The sequence below is a fragment of the Sediminibacillus dalangtanensis genome (genome assembly GCF_017792025.1).
Taxonomy (GTDB): domain Bacteria; phylum Bacillota; class Bacilli; order Bacillales; family Amphibacillaceae; genus Sediminibacillus; species Sediminibacillus dalangtanensis.
Genome location: NZ_CP046956.1, coordinates 2,030,572 through 2,048,104, shown reverse-complemented (window position 1 = coordinate 2,048,104; position 17,533 = coordinate 2,030,572). Strand labels below are relative to the sequence as shown.

At 43.6% G+C, this 17,533-nt stretch carries 15 protein-coding genes; 14 read left to right on the top strand and 1 reads right to left on the bottom strand.

All coding sequences use genetic code 11. The features are described 5' to 3' along the window. Positions 1-5: 5 nt before the first annotated feature. The 14 genes from bshA to nth all read left to right on the top strand — a co-directional run bounded on the left by bshA (position 6) and on the right by nth (position 14,583). Entirely contained in the window at positions 6-1,136 is a 1,131-nt protein-coding gene (gene bshA, locus ERJ70_RS10265) for an N-acetyl-alpha-D-glucosaminyl L-malate synthase BshA (protein WP_209369049.1), read from the top strand. Then, on the top strand, positions 1,136-2,338 hold the full coding sequence (locus tag ERJ70_RS10260; RefSeq protein ID WP_209369048.1) for a CCA tRNA nucleotidyltransferase: 1,203 nt from the start codon (positions 1,136-1,138) through the stop codon (positions 2,336-2,338). Before bshA ends, ERJ70_RS10260 begins: the two co-directional genes overlap by 1 nt. Further along, the gene (locus tag ERJ70_RS10255) at positions 2,310-3,284 is read left to right on the top strand and encodes a biotin--[acetyl-CoA-carboxylase] ligase (RefSeq protein ID WP_209369047.1); all 975 of its coding nucleotides are present in this window, start codon (positions 2,310-2,312) and stop codon (positions 3,282-3,284) included. Before ERJ70_RS10260 ends, ERJ70_RS10255 begins: the two co-directional genes overlap by 29 nt. Before the next feature lie 15 nt (positions 3,285-3,299). After that, entirely contained in the window at positions 3,300-4,157 is an 858-nt protein-coding gene (panB, locus tag ERJ70_RS10250; RefSeq protein WP_209369045.1) for a 3-methyl-2-oxobutanoate hydroxymethyltransferase, read from the top strand. Beyond that, complete coding sequence (gene panC, locus ERJ70_RS10245) at positions 4,144-5,013, top strand: pantoate--beta-alanine ligase (RefSeq protein WP_209369043.1); 870 nt, start codon at positions 4,144-4,146, stop codon at positions 5,011-5,013. The genes panB and panC overlap by 14 nt, the downstream gene beginning before the upstream one ends. A gap of 11 nt (positions 5,014-5,024) precedes the next feature. After that, positions 5,025-5,408: an aspartate 1-decarboxylase gene (panD, locus tag ERJ70_RS10240; RefSeq protein WP_209369042.1), complete on the top strand. Its 384-nt coding sequence runs from the start codon at positions 5,025-5,027 to the stop codon at positions 5,406-5,408. A gap of 334 nt (positions 5,409-5,742) precedes the next feature. Further along, positions 5,743-8,541: an ATP-dependent DNA helicase DinG gene (gene dinG, locus ERJ70_RS10235; RefSeq protein ID WP_209369040.1), complete on the top strand. Its 2,799-nt coding sequence runs from the start codon at positions 5,743-5,745 to the stop codon at positions 8,539-8,541. Between the two features lie 59 nt (positions 8,542-8,600). Continuing rightward, the gene (locus ERJ70_RS10230) at positions 8,601-9,389 is read left to right on the top strand and encodes an MBL fold metallo-hydrolase (RefSeq protein WP_209369038.1); all 789 of its coding nucleotides are present in this window, start codon (positions 8,601-8,603) and stop codon (positions 9,387-9,389) included. Between the two features lie 508 nt (positions 9,390-9,897). Further along, entirely contained in the window at positions 9,898-10,068 is a 171-nt protein-coding gene (locus tag ERJ70_RS10225) for a YpmA family protein (RefSeq protein WP_209369036.1), read from the top strand. Next, complete coding sequence (locus ERJ70_RS10220; protein ID WP_209369034.1) at positions 10,031-10,558, top strand: cell wall elongation regulator TseB-like domain-containing protein; 528 nt, start codon at positions 10,031-10,033, stop codon at positions 10,556-10,558. Before ERJ70_RS10225 ends, ERJ70_RS10220 begins: the two co-directional genes overlap by 38 nt. A gap of 27 nt (positions 10,559-10,585) precedes the next feature. Next, positions 10,586-11,767, top strand: a complete 1,182-nt coding sequence (locus tag ERJ70_RS10215) for a pyridoxal phosphate-dependent aminotransferase (protein ID WP_209369297.1) — start codon at positions 10,586-10,588, stop codon at positions 11,765-11,767. 21 nt (positions 11,768-11,788) lie between these two features. Further along, the gene (asnS, locus tag ERJ70_RS10210; protein WP_209369033.1) at positions 11,789-13,081 is read left to right on the top strand and encodes an asparagine--tRNA ligase; all 1,293 of its coding nucleotides are present in this window, start codon (positions 11,789-11,791) and stop codon (positions 13,079-13,081) included. Positions 13,082-13,214: 133 nt separating this feature from the next. Next, positions 13,215-13,904 carry a DnaD domain-containing protein gene (locus ERJ70_RS10205; protein ID WP_309507427.1) on the top strand — a complete coding sequence of 230 codons (690 nt, stop codon included), beginning with the start codon at positions 13,215-13,217 and terminating at the stop codon, positions 13,902-13,904. 10 nt (positions 13,905-13,914) lie between these two features. Next, positions 13,915-14,583 (top strand): endonuclease III, encoded by a 669-nt coding sequence (gene nth / locus ERJ70_RS10200; protein WP_209369032.1) that lies wholly within the window; start codon positions 13,915-13,917, stop codon positions 14,581-14,583. Between the two features lie 214 nt (positions 14,584-14,797). Here nth and ERJ70_RS10195 read toward each other — a convergent pair whose 3' ends face one another. After that, complete coding sequence (locus tag ERJ70_RS10195) at positions 14,798-17,530, bottom strand: penicillin-binding protein 1A (RefSeq protein ID WP_209369030.1); 2,733 nt, start codon at positions 17,528-17,530, stop codon at positions 14,798-14,800. Between the last annotated feature and the right edge of the window lie 3 nt (positions 17,531-17,533).

Here is a 17,533-nt window from a genome sequence, read left to right as displayed (position 1 = left end):
CAATCATGAAAAAAATCGGTATAACCTGTTATCCATCTGTTGGTGGATCAGGAGTCATAGCAACAGAATTAGGTAAACTGCTGGCAAAGCAGGGGAACGAAATACACTTTATCACTTCAAGTTTGCCGTTCCGTTTACAGGGCGTTAACTCTAATATTTATTTCCATGAAGTGGAGCTGAACCATTATCCCGTCTTCCAATACCCGCCATATGACCTAGCGTTGGCCAACAAGATGGCAGAAGTGATTGATCAGGAAAAACTCGATATTCTTCATGTTCACTATGCCATGCCACATGCCATCTGTGCCATATTGGCAAGGGAAATAGCGGAGCATGATGTAAAAATCGTCACTACGTTGCATGGGACGGATATCACAGTCCTCGGGATTGATAATAGTTTAACCAAAATGATCAAACACGGTATTGATCAATCCGATGCCGTTACAGCAGTTTCACGGAGCCTTGTTGCCCAGACGAAAGAAATGCTGGGTGTGGAGAGAGAAATAGAAGTCATCTACAATTTTATCGATGAACGGGAATATCATCAGCGGGAAAATCAACGCCTTAGACAGGATTACGGCATTGCTGATGAGGAAAAAGTCATCATTCATGTTTCTAACTTCAGGAAAGTGAAACGAGTGGCAGACGTGATTGCTGCCTTTCATATAATCCAGGGAAAAGTGCCTGCAAAGCTATTGCTTGTAGGCGACGGTCCCGAATACTCCGAAATGTGCCGGGTAGTGAAACAGCTTGGAATAGAAGACCGTGTCCTGTTCCTGGGACGCCAGATAAACGTCAGTGATTTATTTTCGATAGCCGATTTAAAGCTGCTTTTATCTGAAAAAGAGAGCTTCGGACTGGTGCTCCTGGAAGCAATGGCCTGCGGTGTTCCTTGCATCGGAACTAATATCGGCGGTATCCCGGAAGTCATCGAGCATGGCCAAACCGGGTTTATCACCGATTTAGGTGACATAAAGGATATAGCGGAACGTGCTGTTCAGCTGCTTACTGACAGTGAGCTGTGGCAGACTTTTTCAAAAACGGCCGTGCAATCGGCTCATAAACGTTTTCGTGCTGAAAAAATATTGACAGCATATGAGCAAGTCTACGACAGTGTCATGACAGGTGGTCAATAATGGAGTTTCCGGCATTCTCTAATGGAAAAAATATATTGGAAAAACTGGAGCGGCATGGTTATTCTGCCTTCTTTGTCGGCGGGGCAGTTCGAGACTTCTTGATTGGTCGACCGATCGGCGACATCGATATCACTACTTCGGCAAAACCGGAACAAGTAAAGGAGGTTTTTCCGAAAGTGATACCGGTTGGGATCGAACACGGAACTGTTATCGTTCGCCATAACGGGGAGTCATTCGAAGTGACGACCTTTCGTGTAGAAGAAGGGTATTCTGATTTTCGGCATCCGGATGAAGTAGAATTCGTGGATGATCTGGAAAAAGACCTCGCACGCCGGGATTTCACGATGAATGCCATTGCTATGGACAAACAGGGAAAAGTGATCGATCCATATTATGGGAGGAAATCGATAAAGAACAAAATGATTCGAACGGTCGGAAACCCTTCTGAACGTTTTTCAGAAGACCCACTTCGGATGTTGCGTGCGCTTCGTTTTGCCAGCCAGCTTGATTTTCAACTTGATTCAGAGACGTTTTCTGCTTTAGCCGATGGAGCTGTAATGATAAAGGAAATATCGACCGAGCGTATAACAGGTGAATTGGAAAAATTGTTTGCCGGTCCGTATGTCAGCAAAGGGGTTGAATTATTACGGAGGTCAAACCTGGTTGATTGTCTGCCTGTATTTAAAGAGAACCGGCGGTTACAGGATTCTCTAAGGCAAGTAAAGGTGCCGTTTGGACAGCTGTCCGAGCTTATTTGCATGCTGGTTTACTGGGATAAGCAAGTAACAATATCGGAATGGACCAAAGCATGGAAGCTATCTAATCGAACAAAAAAAGAGGCAGAGCAATTATACGAAGCCATTTCCTACAGTAGAAAAAAACAAATCGATGCCTGGCTCGTTTATCAGTTGCCCAGCCATCTTTTGGACAGTTTTATCCGGTTGCATACTACCTATTTTTCGCCAGTAAGGATTGATTATATCAATCATCTAATACATTCTCTTCCAATCAGACAGAAAAGAGACCTGTCGGTAACAGGAAAAGATCTCATCCAATGGTTCCCGGAACGGAAAAAGGGCCCTTGGATCAATCAGGCTCTGACCTCCTTAGAAAAATTAGTGGTAATCGGTGAGCTGCCCAATCAAAAAAATGTTTTGAAGGAGTGGCTGAAACATGAATACCACCCGCAATCAACTGATTGAATTACTGAAAAGAAGCAATCAATCGTTTATTTCTGGACAGGAGCTTTCGGAAAACCTGGGTATTTCGCGTACCGCGGTATGGAAGCACATGAAGGAGCTGGAAAAAGAGGGGTATCAAGTACAAGCCGTACCCAGAAAAGGATATCGTATTAGTGGTCAGCCTGATAAGCTAAGTGCAAGTACCGTGAAATGGGGGTTGAGGACGAGATGGGCAGGGAAGCAATTGTTTCATTACCCAGTTGTAGAGTCTACCCAAGTAATCGGACATCAACTTGCCCAGAAAGGTACTGAAGAAGGTACAGTCATTCTTGCAGACGAGCAAACAGCAGGCAAGGGAAGAATGGGCCGGAGATGGCACTCGGCAAAAACGGAAGGGATATGGATGAGCATTATTCTACGGCCTCCGATCCTTCCACACAAGGCACCGCAAATTACGTTGCTGACAGCTGTAGCCATAGCTGAGGCAATCGAGTCACTCACAAATACCACACCAGCAATAAAATGGCCGAACGACATATTCTTTCATGATCGCAAGGCCGCTGGAATCTTAACCGAAATGCAGGCAGAGCAGGATGAAATTCAATACATAGTCTTGGGGATAGGCATCAACGTTAATCAGTCATTATCTGATCTTCCCGAAGACATCCAGCAGACTGCAACATCCATAAAGCAGGAGACTGGCATAGAATGGGAGTTAGCACCCCTTGTGCAACAAATACTAGCTGACTTTGAAACGTATTATGGAAATTATCTGCTTAACGGTTTTGCGGCGATAAAAGAGAAGTGGGAACATTACGGATATAAAATCGGAGAACAGGTGCACGTATCTGCAAGTAAGCAGGAGTATCAAGCAGAGATTCTAGGTATTGCTGAAGATGGCGCTTTAAGAGTCCGCAAACTTGACGGTGGTGACGAAAATCTGTATTCTGCAGAAATCCATTGGTGAAAAGGGGAAAACATAATGTTAACTGTTTCACATTTGCAAAGCATGAAAGACAAGGGCGAGAAGATAACGATGCTCACTGCTTATGATTATCCGTCCGCGAAACTTGCAGAGCAGGCAGGTATTGACATGCTCCTTGTCGGAGATTCTTTGGGAATGGTGGTGCTCGGTTATGCTTCTACCGTCCAGGTTACCATCGAAGATATGATTCACCATGGAAAAGCAGTTGCCCGAGGTGCCGGTGATACTTTTTTAGTCGTGGATATGCCTTTTATGTCCTATCATGTGTCATTGGAAAACTCGTTAAATAATGCCAAACGCATCTTTCAGGAGACCAATGCCCACGCTTTGAAGGTGGAAGGGGCTACAGCGGAAACACTTCGACTAATTGAAAGAATGACCGCAGCCGGAATTCCTGTCATTGCCCATTTGGGATTGACGCCACAGTCGGTGAATGTGTTGGGAGGATTCCGGGTTCAGGGGAAAGATCGGCTGACAGCTCAAAGAATATGGGAAGAAGCCCAAGCTGTTGAAAAAAGCGGAGCAGCTGCCCTTGTTCTCGAATGTATTCCGAAAGAGCTTGCAGAAATCATTACCGATTCTTTGTCCATTCCGACTATCGGAATTGGAGCTGGACAAGCTTGTGACGGCCAAGTCCTTGTCTACCATGATGTGCTTCGGTATGGTGTGGATCGTTTACCTAAATTCGTAAAGCCCTATATGGATGGCAATGAAGATGTAACGGTTTCATTAAAACAGTACATTGAAGAGGTGAAGTCATCCAGATTTCCAAGCGATGAACATTCCTTCACCATGAACCATGATTTTTTACCTGTTATGAAGCGGGAGGAAGAAGAGCAGGATGGAGATTATTAAATCAGTTAAGCAGCTCCAACAAACAACGGAACAATTGAGACAATCAGGCAAGCGGATTGGATTCGTTCCTACGATGGGATACCTGCACGAAGGCCATCAAGCCCTGATGGAGAAAGCCAGAAATGAAAATGATATGGTAATCGTCAGTATTTTTGTCAATCCGTTGCAATTTGGACCTGGTGAAGACTTCGACACGTATCCCCGAGATGAAAAACGTGACATACAGATTGCTAAAGAAAACCAAGTTGATATTCTGTTTCTGCCAAGTACAGAAGACATGTATCCAGATGAACAGGCCGTTACAATGCGGGTGGTACGCAGAGTGGATGCATTATGCGGAAAATCACGGAAAGGCCACTTCGATGGGGTTGTTGCAGTCCTTACAAAACTTTTTCATCTTGCCCAGTCGCATCGTGTTTACTTCGGCATGAAGGATGCCCAGCAGGTTGCAGTGGTCGATGCTTTGGTGAAAGACTTTAATTTTCCCCTAGAAATCGTTCCGGTAGCAACAGTGAGGGAAGAAGACGGTTTGGCTAAAAGTAGTCGAAACGTCTATCTTTCCAATCAAGAGCGTCGGGAAGCAAAGGAACTATACCAAGCTCTGCTGCATGGTCGGCAATTAATTGTTGACGGGGAGAAAAATCCTGATACGATTGTAAAAGAGGTCGAGGATTTCATAAATAAACGTACCCATGGTAAAATAGATTATGTAGAATTATTAACTTATCCGGAATTGACCACGACGACAGTCATTCAGCGGCAGGTGATTCTTGCAATAGCTGTCCACTTTGAAAAGGCAAGGTTGATCGATAATTTGGTATTTGGCCAGAATGGCTTTATTTCTGAAGGATTATAGGAGGAAAGACAATGTTGCGTACCATGATGAAGGCAAAAATTCATCGTGCCCGGGTGACAGAGGCCAACCTGGATTATGTTGGCAGTGTAACCATTGATTCCGATATTCTCAAGCGGGTGGGCATCTTGCCAAATGAGAAAGTGCAAATTGTGAATAACAATAATGGTGAACGACTGGAAACGTATGTTATCCCCGGAGATCCGGGCAGTGGCGTGATTTGCCTAAATGGCGCAGCCGCACGTTTGGTACAAAAAAACGATGTCGTAATCATTGTTTCTTATGCAATGGTTGATGAAGAAGAATTAGCAGACTTCTCGCCAAAAATCGCCTTGATGAATGAACATAACCAAATAGTAGAGCTTATAGAAGAAGAACCGCCGTTGACAGTCATCTAAACAATAAACGATGAAATGAATACCATAAGGGTCATCCCTTGTTTGAAACTCTTATCAACGTGGTGTTTGATAAGGGTTTTCTTTATCTTAGGAAGTAAAAGTTGACGGGTGATGCTGGTGCTTGTCGTATTTGTAATCTTAGCTCCAGCGCCTCCCCCTCCTCGAGGTCTTAAGTCCATCCTCTTTGTGGCAAAAAGCGCCACGAGGCTGTTCTTAAGCTTGTCGGAGGCCTACATGATGTGGGTCATGCAGGCGTTGCCACAGGACGTGGCGGATTTAGCCTGTATTCCTTTTTGATCGTACATAGCAAGCTGATAGTTATGGAGGTGAGAGAATGCAAACATTTGCAGTAGTTGATTTGGAAACAACCGGCCATACACCGTCTAAAGGGGATAAAATAATTGAAATTGGAATCGTGGTACTAGAAAACGGGACGGTCGTTAAAGAGTTTTCCAGCCTGGTGAACCCTGGAATTACCATCCCTCCGTTTATTTCCAATTTGACCGGGATACAAGACGAAGACGTACACGATGCTCCCGTGTTTACTGAAATAGTCGATGAAGTGATTGCTTGTTTTACAGACGCATACGTGGTAGCCCATAATGTACCCTTTGATCTCGGCTTTCTTAATTATGAAATACAGGCTAGTGGCAGAAATGCTTTACAGCAGCCTGTGCTGGATACTGTCGAGCTTGCAAGGATTTTATTGCCACAGGCTCCTGGTTTTAAATTAGGGCAGCTTTCTGAATATTTATCATTAAGACATGATGACCCACATCGTGCCTTGTCTGATGCAGATGTTACGGCAAAATTGCTGTTGTTTTTATTTGCCAGGTTGGAGGTGCTGCCGCTTGAAACGCTGACACAGCTGCAATCCTTAGAAACCCGGTTGAAAAGTGATTTGTTCGCGATTTTACAAGCGTATATAGATGGCGCTGCTTTTTCTGAACAAGAGAGAGAGGATCTAGAAATCTTCCGTGGTCTTGCGATCAAGCAAATTCCCAGTCGGGAAGCTTCCGAGGAACAGCCCTTGCCAGCTTATGCGGATTTCCTTGACCTTATCTATGAACAGGGCGGAAAACTGTCCGATTTTATGGCCGGGTATGAAAAAAGGCCAGGCCAGCGGGAAATGTCGGAAACGGTATTCGATGCTTTTGAAAGTAAACAGCATGCGCTGATAGAAGCAGAGACAGGGACAGGCAAGTCGTTGGCTTATTTGCTTCCGGCAATTTACCAATCGCTGGCCAAAGGACAGAGAGTCGTTATTAGTACGCATCTGACGCAGCTCCAGTCCCAGCTGCTTGAAAAAGAAATACCACTTCTCCAGGCGATGGTGAAGTTCCCTTTCCAGGCTGCATTGATTAAAGGAAAGCAGCATTACTTAAGCCTGAGTAAATTTGAAAAAGAAATCTTCTCGGAGCAGCAGGATAATTATGATATTACCTTGACGAAGGCCATCCTGCTTGTATGGCTTACTGAAACAAACACAGGAGACATCGATGAAGTCCAGTTGCCATCCAGCGGAAAAAATTTTTTTCGCAGTATTTCAACAGAGTCAGAAGGGTACCTTGATCCGCGATCGCCATGGTTCAGCAGATCCTTTTACCAGCGGGTGAGGAATAAGGTACAGCATGCTAATTTGGTCATCACCAACCATTCTTTGTTTTGCACCGATTTGAACAGTGGTTTTCAGTTACTGCCTTCCTATAAAATGGCAATCATTGATGAAGCACATCATTTGGAAGCGACAGCGGCAAAACATTTTGGATTGAAATTGGACTATGTAGGTATCCAGCATTTATTTAATCGGATCGGTACCGTGGAGGCAGGCGACTGGTTTAACCGGGCTCTCACAGAGACGGAAGTCAAACCAGTTTCGTCCGAGAACTGGGATAGCCTATGGCAGCAGTCTAAAGCGGAGGCGGATGATTTATTCCGTTATGTTTTTCACTACGTTTTGGAAAAAAATCGACGAAACACTGCCTTAAATGATATCGGAAGAATACAGTATCGATTTGAAAAAGAGAAAGAAAGCACGCATTCGTGGAATACAATTCAGGAAATGGCTAGCAGGTTAAGCTTCCTGGTCAGAGATCTCATCCATATCCTGTCGCAGTTGAAATACGGGCAAGGAGGAACGGAATCTGATTCTCCGGCAACCGATTTGATGGACGAGGTGAAGAGCTTTATCGAACTGTTGCAAAATGTCATCGACGAACTGGAACACTTTTTCTTTTCCGCTGACTCTAATCAAGTGAAGTGGGCAGAAATCGAAGCACATGGAGCAAAAAATGCTGTTTATCTATATAGTGAACCTGTAGAGGTGGCAAGCGCGTTATTTGAGGATCTGTTTGCCAAAAAAGACAGCATTGTGCTGACCAGCGCAACGTTGAGTATGAACAAATCCTTCGATTATATCCGTGAAAGATTGGGCCTGCCTTTTGAAACGACCATAGAGAAAAAAATCCAATCGCCTTACCAATACGATCAACAAGTTCAACTCATGATACCGAATGATTTCCCTGATATGAAATATGGCAACCCAGAAGCATATATTTTAGCCGTCTGCGAGGCTGTTTATTCTTTGGCTGAAGTCACGGAAGGAAGAATGCTTGTTTTGTTCACTTCCTATGATATGCTCCGTAAAGCACATCAAGTATTGAAGGAGCTTACAGAAGAAAAAGATTTTATTCTTATCGCTCAAGGAATTTCGAGCGGTAGCCGAGCACGGTTGAAAAAGAACTTTCAGGCTTTTGAGCGTTCCATCTTGTTAGGAACCAGTTCATTTTGGGAGGGAGTAGATATACCTGGAAGCGACCTCTCTTCTCTCGTGATTGTACGGTTGCCTTTCCAGCCTCCGGATCATCCCGTTTATCAAGCTAAATCGGCACAGCTGAAAGAAATGGGAAAAAATCCGTTTATGGAGCTGGCCCTTCCCAACGCTGTGATCCGATTTAAGCAAGGATTTGGACGACTGATCAGGTCTAGTACTGACCGCGGTATTGTCATGGTTTGCGATGAGCGGATTGTCAAAGCGAGGTATGGAAAGTATTTTACTGATTCTATTCCAGAAGTCCCGATATCCTACGATACCACTACGAAGATAATTGAAAAAGCTGAAGCATGGTTATGATATGAATCGTTTTTCTACATATCCTATACCTAGTTTGATCTAGGATAGGTGATGTAAAAGTGAAAAAGTTTTCTTGTGCATTTTCTCTATGGTTAACCTTTGTCCTTTTGGTACCTTCGATCCGGAGTGATGCAATGATTGACTTGAAAGATGGTGAAGTATATTACGCTTTTTTCCATCTTCCGGATGGAGAAGCCACATTGATAAGAGGGTTCAACGGGGCGATATTGATCAATACAGGTGCTCCGTCAAGCACGAGTGCTTTGTTCGATCAGTTGAAAGAATTGGATGTAAAGGAAATCAACACGATCATTCTGACAAAACAGATGTCCGATTACTGCGGAAATACCGCTGAGCTGATTGATCGCTTTCACCCAAGTTCAATTGCTTATGCCGGTAAGATGAGTAAAACATGTGGGAAGGAAGTCGAATCCACCAATAGCGTAAAATGGGATACAAACAAACTCATCGATTTACCGATGGGTGGTTCACTGACTGTTCTGAAAGCTGACGAAACCGGGGAAATGACCCTCGATATTGTTTATGGGAAAACTTCCATGCTATATCTCAGCAACAGCTCCATAGAAGATGAAGATGACCTGTTGCAGCATAAACTTGAACCCCAAATCATCAAAATTGGTGATTATGCCCAAGGTAAGTCGCCGAGCGGTTATTTGTTAGATAAAATCGATCCCCATATCGGTATCATTTTCACTAGTAAAGATAAGAAGCCAAACGAGGGATTGATGGAGCGTCTCAATGAATCGTGGATTGATGTATACCAGCTTGATCAAGTCGGGACTACCATAATCCGTTTAAACGAAACGGATTACGAAGTATTATCTTGAATGCTCTATGCGGCAGAGAGATTCCTTCGTCTGCCGCATATAATTAGACTGTTGAACGGAAGCCTTACAGCTTCGAGAGGATATGGTGTGGCGACTTATCCGTATCTGTTATAAATGATTTCCTTATGCATCTAAAAAAAATGTGCACTGCAAGCAGCGCACGATTGGTGTATGGGTTAGGGAAATTGGTTGAAAAAATACAAATCATCAAACAGCAAAAGTTTCATTTAAGAAGGAATTTGCTTTTCAACTCTAACTATATTGTTGGTTAAATCAGCTTAGCTATGTGTTACAAATATTGATAGCAGTGACAATTCTGCCTATGGGGACAGGTTGCGTTGGCATCTCTTAATAAGGATGTCCACTGAACTATTCCCAACTTCTTCGTCATTTTGTGTCAAACTGCTTCAAGAATGAACAAAAATGAGTTATGATGAGAAAGTGCACGATAACTGTAAAAACTTTTGCACTATTCCCGTCATCTTAGGGGATTGTGGAGGTGTAGCAAATGGACAAAAAAATTGAAACGCTGTCGACTGTGAAAATTACGCATTCAGATGATTTATACAAAATAGTCGATAATTTGAACAGAACGCTAAAGGAAGATGATTTAATGTTTGGATTAGCACTGGATGATGAAAATGATGGAAAAGCTATCTTTACCATTTACCGTACCTAACTGGGTCAAATGGGCAGTTGTCCTATTTATTATAATCTTTATCGGTGCTTTAGGATACAGCATTTATTTATATAACAGTATCCAGCAGGATAAGGAAGCAGGCTTTCAAGCTTCTGCAGATCGTGCAGTCGCCGAAACAGATCTTGAAAAAGCAGAAAATGTTACCCGTTATCATGGTAATATGCTGTATCATGTTGTAACTGGAACTACCGACGATGGATCGGAGGCAATTGCCTATGTACCTGCTGAACAGAAGGAAGGAAAAATAGTTATTTTCCGTACGGAGGATTTAGTATCGGAACAATCCATTCTCCAAGCATGGAATAATGATTGCTCGAATTGCGAATTGTTGGAAACGAATTTAGCTATTGAAAATGACCAGCCACTATTGGAACTAAAATACATAGATGACAGGGATCGATATGTATTACATTATTATTCCTTGACAGATGGCAGTTCCGGAGACCATTTCCGGTTTAATCGATCCTGACCATTTTTCGGAAAGGTGATTTACATGATGGATTTAGCAAACAGAGTAAAAACATTGACCCCTTCTTCGACTCTGGCAATTACTGCCAAAGCAAAAGAACTGAAAAGTCAGGGTCATGATGTGATTGGGCTCGGCGCTGGAGAGCCGGACTTCAACACGCCTCAAACCGTTTTGGATGCAGCGGAAAAAGCCATGCGGGAGGGACATACGAAATATACCCCATCTGGCGGACTTCCGGCTTTGAAAGAAGCAATCATAAAGAAACTCAAGCAGGATCAGCAGCTGGAGTACACGCCGGAAGAAATCATTGTAACCAATGGAGCTAAGCACGGCCTTTATACTCTATTTCAAGTTCTTCTCGATCCAGGAGATGAAGTGATCATTCCTGCACCTTATTGGGTCAGTTATCCAGAGCAGGTTAAACTGGCACAAGGGATGCCGGTTGTCGTAGAGTCTAAAGAAGCGAATCAATTCAAAGTAACTCCTGAACAATTGGAACAGGCTATTACGGATAAAACAAAGGCAGTTATTCTGAATTCTCCAAGCAATCCGACAGGGGCGATGTATTCTGAAGAGGAACTAAAAGCACTCGGAGACATTTGCCTCAAACATGATCTGTTGATCGTATCGGATGAAATTTATGAAAAATTGATTTATACAGAACAACAACATGTATCAATCGCGCAACTATCCGGACCGTTGAAAAAACAAACAGTAATTATTAACGGTGTGTCCAAATCCCATTCCATGACAGGTTGGAGAATCGGCTATGCAGCAGGTGACAGCACGATCATCAAAGCGATGACCGGGCTGGCATCCCATTCGACCTCGAATCCGAATTCCATCGCTCAATATGCAGCTTTGGAAGCTTACAGTGGTTCGCAGGATAAGGTGGAGGAAATGCGACAGGCATTCCAAGAACGGTTGGAAAATCTTTATCAGTTAATCACTGACATTCCTGGAGTTTCATGTGTTAAACCGAAAGGCGCTTTCTACTTGTTCCCGAATGTACGTGAAGCCGTAAAAGCGAATGGTTTTTCCAATGTAGACGACTGGGTGGCTGCATTGCTGGAAGAGGAAAAGGTGGCACTTGTTCCTGGTTCGGGTTTTGGTGCTCCAGAAAATATTCGTTTATCATATGCGATTTCCTTACCACAATTGGAAGAAGCAGCCAATAGAATAAAACGATTTGTACAAAATCATCAATAATGTGTGCGGAGGTATAGAATTTTGAAGACGACAATATCACAAGTAGCTAAACATGTAGGAGAAGAAGTAACCATCGGGGCCTGGCTTGCCAACAAACGATCCAGTGGCAAAATTGCTTTTTTGCAGCTCCGTGACGGTACAGGATTTATTCAGGGAGTAGTCGTAAAAGCAGAGGTGGAGGAAGATGTTTTTCAGGCAGCGAAAAACATCACCCAGGAAACCTCTTTATATGTAACCGGAACAGTGGCTGAGGATACCCGCTCTCCGTTTGGCTATGAATTACAAGTAAAGGGATTGGAAGTCATCCATGAATCAACTGATTTTCCAATCACACCGAAAGAACACGGCACGGAGTTTTTGATGGACCACCGCCATTTATGGCTGCGTTCTAAGAAGCAGCATGCCGTGATGAAAATCCGCAATGAAATTATTCGGTCTACCTATCAGTTTTTCAATGATCATGATTATGTAAAGATCGACCCGCCGATATTGACTGGATCTTCTGCTGAAGGAACAACAGAATTGTTCCACACGAAATATTTTGACGAAGAGGCCTATTTGTCTCAAAGTGGACAATTGTACATGGAAGCCGCGGCAATGGCTTTTGGCAAGGTTTTTTCCTTCGGACCGACTTTCCGAGCGGAAAAATCAAAAACCCGCCGTCATTTAATTGAATTCTGGATGATTGAACCGGAAATGGCCTTTGTAGAGCATGAAGAAAGTCTCGAGATTCAGGAACAGTATGTTAGCTTTATTGCACAAAGCGTATTGGAAAATTGTAAGCTTGAACTTGATATTTTGGAAAGAGATACGGATAAATTGGCAAAAATCCAGGCTCCTTTCCCCCGTATCACATACGACGAAGCGATTGATCTCTTGAAAGAAAAAGGCTTCGATGACATTGAGTGGGGAGAAGACTTCGGTGCACCGCACGAAACGGCTATCGCTGAAAGCTTCGAAAAACCAGTTTTTATTACGCATTATCCTGCCGACATAAAAGCATTTTATATGAAGCCTGATCCGGACCGTCCAGAAGTTGTTCTTTGTGCAGACTTGATTGCTCCCGAAGGATATGGAGAAGTGATTGGCGGCTCTCAAAGAATCGATGACTTGGCATTGATGGAGCAACGCTATCAGGAACATGATTTGACCGGTGACGCTTATCAATGGTATCTAGAATTAAGAAAATACGGTAGCGTCCCTCATTCCGGCTTCGGATTAGGCTTGGAACGGACAGTGGCTTGGTTTGCCGGGGTGGAGCATGTAAGAGAGACCATCCCATTCCCGCGCTTGCTCAATCGTCTATATCCGTGAGCTATCCCCTGGCTGTTCGTCTGTATTTATTCCAAAGATCCCTTGCCGCCCTCGCGACAAGGGATTGTTGTGTTTATAATTGGAAATTTCCCTATCCGTCATTCGTGCTATAATATGTTAGAGGTGAGTTTTTGTGGCAAGTGATTTCAATTACCAACAAATTGTGAAAGATCAGATGGTGATACCTTCCATGTTATTGAAAAGGTACCATCAATTAAAACTATCGGAAACGGAAGTAATGGTTATTTTACATATCCATCGTTTTCAAATGGAAGGGAACTCTTTTCCTACACCGGAAGAAATCGCTCAGTTTACGAGTATCTCGCCGGAAGACTGTACAAAAATACTCCGTCAGTTGATTCAGAAGAATATTCTTTTGATTGAGCAGGAAGAGGATGAAAAGCAGGTATTAACTGAATGTTATTCACTAGAACCTTTATGGGTCACGATATATAAAGTGGATTATTCTGCTCAAGCAAACCGAGAGACAGATCAGCAGCAGGCCAATATTTTTATTCTTTTTGAACAGGAGTTCGGACGGCCGTTGTCACCTTTTGAAATTGAAACGATCAACATTTGGCTTGATGAAGAACAACAAACGCCGGCTCTGATCAAAGCTGCTTTAAGGGAAGCTGTGTTGATGGGGAAATTGAATTTCCGCTATATTGACCGGATTTTACGTGAGTGGAAAAAGAAAGGAATCAAATCGGTTGAGCAGGCGAGAAATCAGAGCAGGCAATTCCATATCAATCAAAATAACCAGCAGGAACAGCAGCAACCGAAGCGGGATGTATCGTTGTATTATAATTGGTTAGAGGAGTAGGGGGATAGGAATGTTGAATAAGGCGCAGGTAAGACATTGTCTGGATGCTTGGGAAGAAATGTTTCCCGATGCTGAATGTGAGCTTGTCCATGACAATCCTTTTGAATTGGTGATTGCAGTCGTTTTATCGGCTCAATGCACGGATGCATTAGTCAATAAAGTGACCAAGGATTTATTTAAAAAATACAAAACACCTGAAGATTATCTAGCTGTATCACTGGAAGAATTGCAAAAAGACATACGTTCCATCGGTTTATATCGCAATAAAGCAAAAAACATCCGTAAGCTTTGTCAAATGCTGATTGATGACTATGGTGGAGAAGTTCCTTCGACCCAGGAAGAACTTGTCAAATTAGCTGGAGTAGGTAGAAAAACGGCAAATGTGGTTGCTTCCGTTGCATTTGATGAACCGGCTATTGCTGTGGATACGCATGTCGAAAGGGTATCAAAACGTCTGGGAATATGCCGATGGAAGGATTCGGTATTGGAAGTAGAAAAGACGTTGATGCGGAAGGTACCAAAACAAGAATGGAGTCAAACCCACCATCGGATGATTTTTTTCGGCAGATATCATTGCAAAGCGAAAATTCCAAACTGTCCGGAATGCCCGCTGCTTGATATTTGCAGGGAAGGACAAAAACGGATGAAAGCAAGGAACCTTGGTATTGAAGTTGATTAAAGAGGAGCTGTCTCATGTATGATTGATAAAACATGGACAGCTCCTTTGTTGTAAAAACAAAAAGTAGTAAAACAGTGGTGCTAACGAGATATAGCTACTCTTAAACTAAATGATGAAGGCAAAAGAAAAAATCATCAGCGTTTCTATCACGCTGATGATTTTTATTCTGTATAGCTTGTAAGAATCAGACTAATGGCTTTTTAATTTTTAACTATCAGGCAATCTCTTCTTCTCGAATGGCGTGTAACAAATAACTGGATGCACTTTCGGAAGAAGAAGCATTGGCTTCGGGGTCACCTGTGTCTCCAGTGGGTTCCTCATCATCTACCGGCTCATCTCCCGGAGTCTCATCCTCGTTATCTGTTTCTCCATTATCGTTGTCATTATTTCCTCCATTGCCGTTGTCATCTCCGGCTCCGTTACCGTTACCTTCGCCATTTCCGCCTTCATTACCATTGCCATTTCCATTTCCGTTATCACCCTGGTTGTTGTCATTACCATTACCGTTTCCGTTGCCATTTCCGTCTCCAGGATTTTCGTTATCTTCAGGATTTTCTTCTTGGTTTTCTTCTTCATCCTGCTGTTCTTCTTCTTTATCAGCTTCATCGTCGGCTACCTGAACCGTGACCGTTGCCGGATCACTTGTATTTCCAGAGTCTTGGTCGCTTACAGCTGTCACTTGAATGGTATAAGTGGTGCCAAGATCGACGTTGCTAATTTCCAGACTAGTATCTTTTGTATCGGCCAAGTCCTTCAAGGAGCCGTCATCCGTACCTGCTTTCACGTTGAAGGTGACAGGACGGTCATCATCCTGATCGTAATTCCAGGAAATATCAATGGATTGACTTTCTTCATTAAAGCTTGCTTTCAACCCGCTAACCGCGTCGATTCGATCAAACTTCTGAGAAGTCTTGCTTGGTTCGTTTCCTTTTACAAAAAGTTCGGTCACAATGTTCGATTGCGGTGTATATTCACTTGGCAGCTTGGCCGGATTGGATCCTTTTTCCACTTGTACCTCTACGACGGAATCAGGCTTGGTAAAATCAGCTGTATCGATTCCTTCCGATAAATAAGACATCGTTTCCCGGAAGAGGTCTTGTGCAATGACAGTTTCTGAATGCCCATTTAGGGTTTCCTTCTGATCATCGTACCCTGTCCAAACAGCGATTGTGTAATTGGTTGTGTAACCACTAAACCAGGAGTCCGGGCTACCTTCTTTTCCTTCCAGGTTCGTAGTTCCCGTTTTTCCGGCCATTGGCAGGCCAGGCACTTTGGCTGCTGTTCCAGTTCCAGAAGGATCATTGACCACCGATTTCAACATGTCTGTGATCATATAAGCCGTATATTCATGCATGGCTGATTTGGGTTCTGGTTTCAAATCGACGGTACGGCCATCGCTATAAGTCACTTTAGTAACCGCGTACGGCTCATTATAGATTCCTTTATTTCCAAAAGCACTATAGGCACCGGCCATCTGCAGGGTGGTGACCCCGGTAGAAGAACCGCCGATGGCATCCGTCAAGGCGATAGAACCCTCGTTAAATCTTATTCCGAGTCCTTCAGCAAATTCTTGTGCACGCTCTGCGCCAATTTCTTCGAATGTTTTGACTGCCGGGACGTTCAGTGATTGGGCTAAAGCCGAACGGGCCGACATCCAGCCGTTATGCTGTCCGTTCCAGTTATCAATATAAGAATCGGTACCTGCAATGTGATAACGCCCATCATCATTGATTTGATGATAAGTGGACCACTGTTCGTATTCGATGGCCGGGCCATAGTCAATGATTGGCTTAAATGTCGAACCGGCCTGACGATTTTCATTATCGATGGCATAGTTCCAGCCGCCCTGCGTATTATCAAGGTTTCTACCGCCGCCGATTGCACGAATCGCTCCTGAGGTTGTATCTAGAACGGTCATTCCGGCCCTGAATTCGTCGTTAGGATAACTGATGGGATTGCTGTCATCCTCGCTAAGCAAAAATTCAACATGTTTTTGGGCTTCGGGATCTAACGTGGTCTGTATTTCCAGGCCGTCATTATAGATATCTGCATCCAATTTTTCACTCACTTCGTCCTGTACCTGCTGAATAAAGGCTTGGTAAGGAGTTGTTTCCTGCTTGCTTTCTACAAGTAAGGAATCCACAGAGACTTCACTTGCTTGATCCGCTTCTTCCTGTGAGATTTTACCGTGTTGAACCATTAGACTTAAAACTGTGTTCATTCGTTCTTGGGTCAACTCGGGATTTCTCGTCGGGTCATACGCAGACGGACGTTGCGGCAGGCCTGCCAAGACAGCAGCTTCCGGCAGGGTTAATTCGCTTAAATCTTCCTTGCCAAAGTAAAAATCTGCTGCTTCGGCTACACCGTAGACATTTCCGTAATAAATTCGGTTTAAATACATCTCCAGAATTTCTTCTTTGGAATACTTGGCATCCAGGCGAAGCGCAAGCCATTGCTCCTGTACTTTCCGTTTCAACGTTTTTTCCGGAGTCAGAAAAGCCCCCTTAATCACCTGTTGGTCAATTGTACTTGCACCTTCCGCTCCGAATCCGCCGGTGATATTTGCCAGTATGGCCCCGCCGATTCTGCGGAAGTCTATCCCTATATGGTCAAAAAATCGGGAGTCCTCCGTTGCTGTAACGGCATCAACCAATAGTGGCGGAAGGTCCTCATAATCAATCTTTGTCCTTTTTTCCTCTCCGAGATTGGCGAATTCTTCGCCATTGACATCCAGCAGTTTGGTCGAGGCCGGCACGGCCAGACTCTCTGCATCAAGCTTTGGAGCTGTTGCTATATAATAGGTGAATAAACCACCAATACCTATGCCAATTAACAACACTACGATTAGAAGTGTCTTAACAATCTTTTTGAAAAGTGATTTCTTTTGCTTTTTCTGCTGCTTTAATTGCTTTCGTCTTGCAGAACGAGATTGGCTTGTATTTGCCATCAC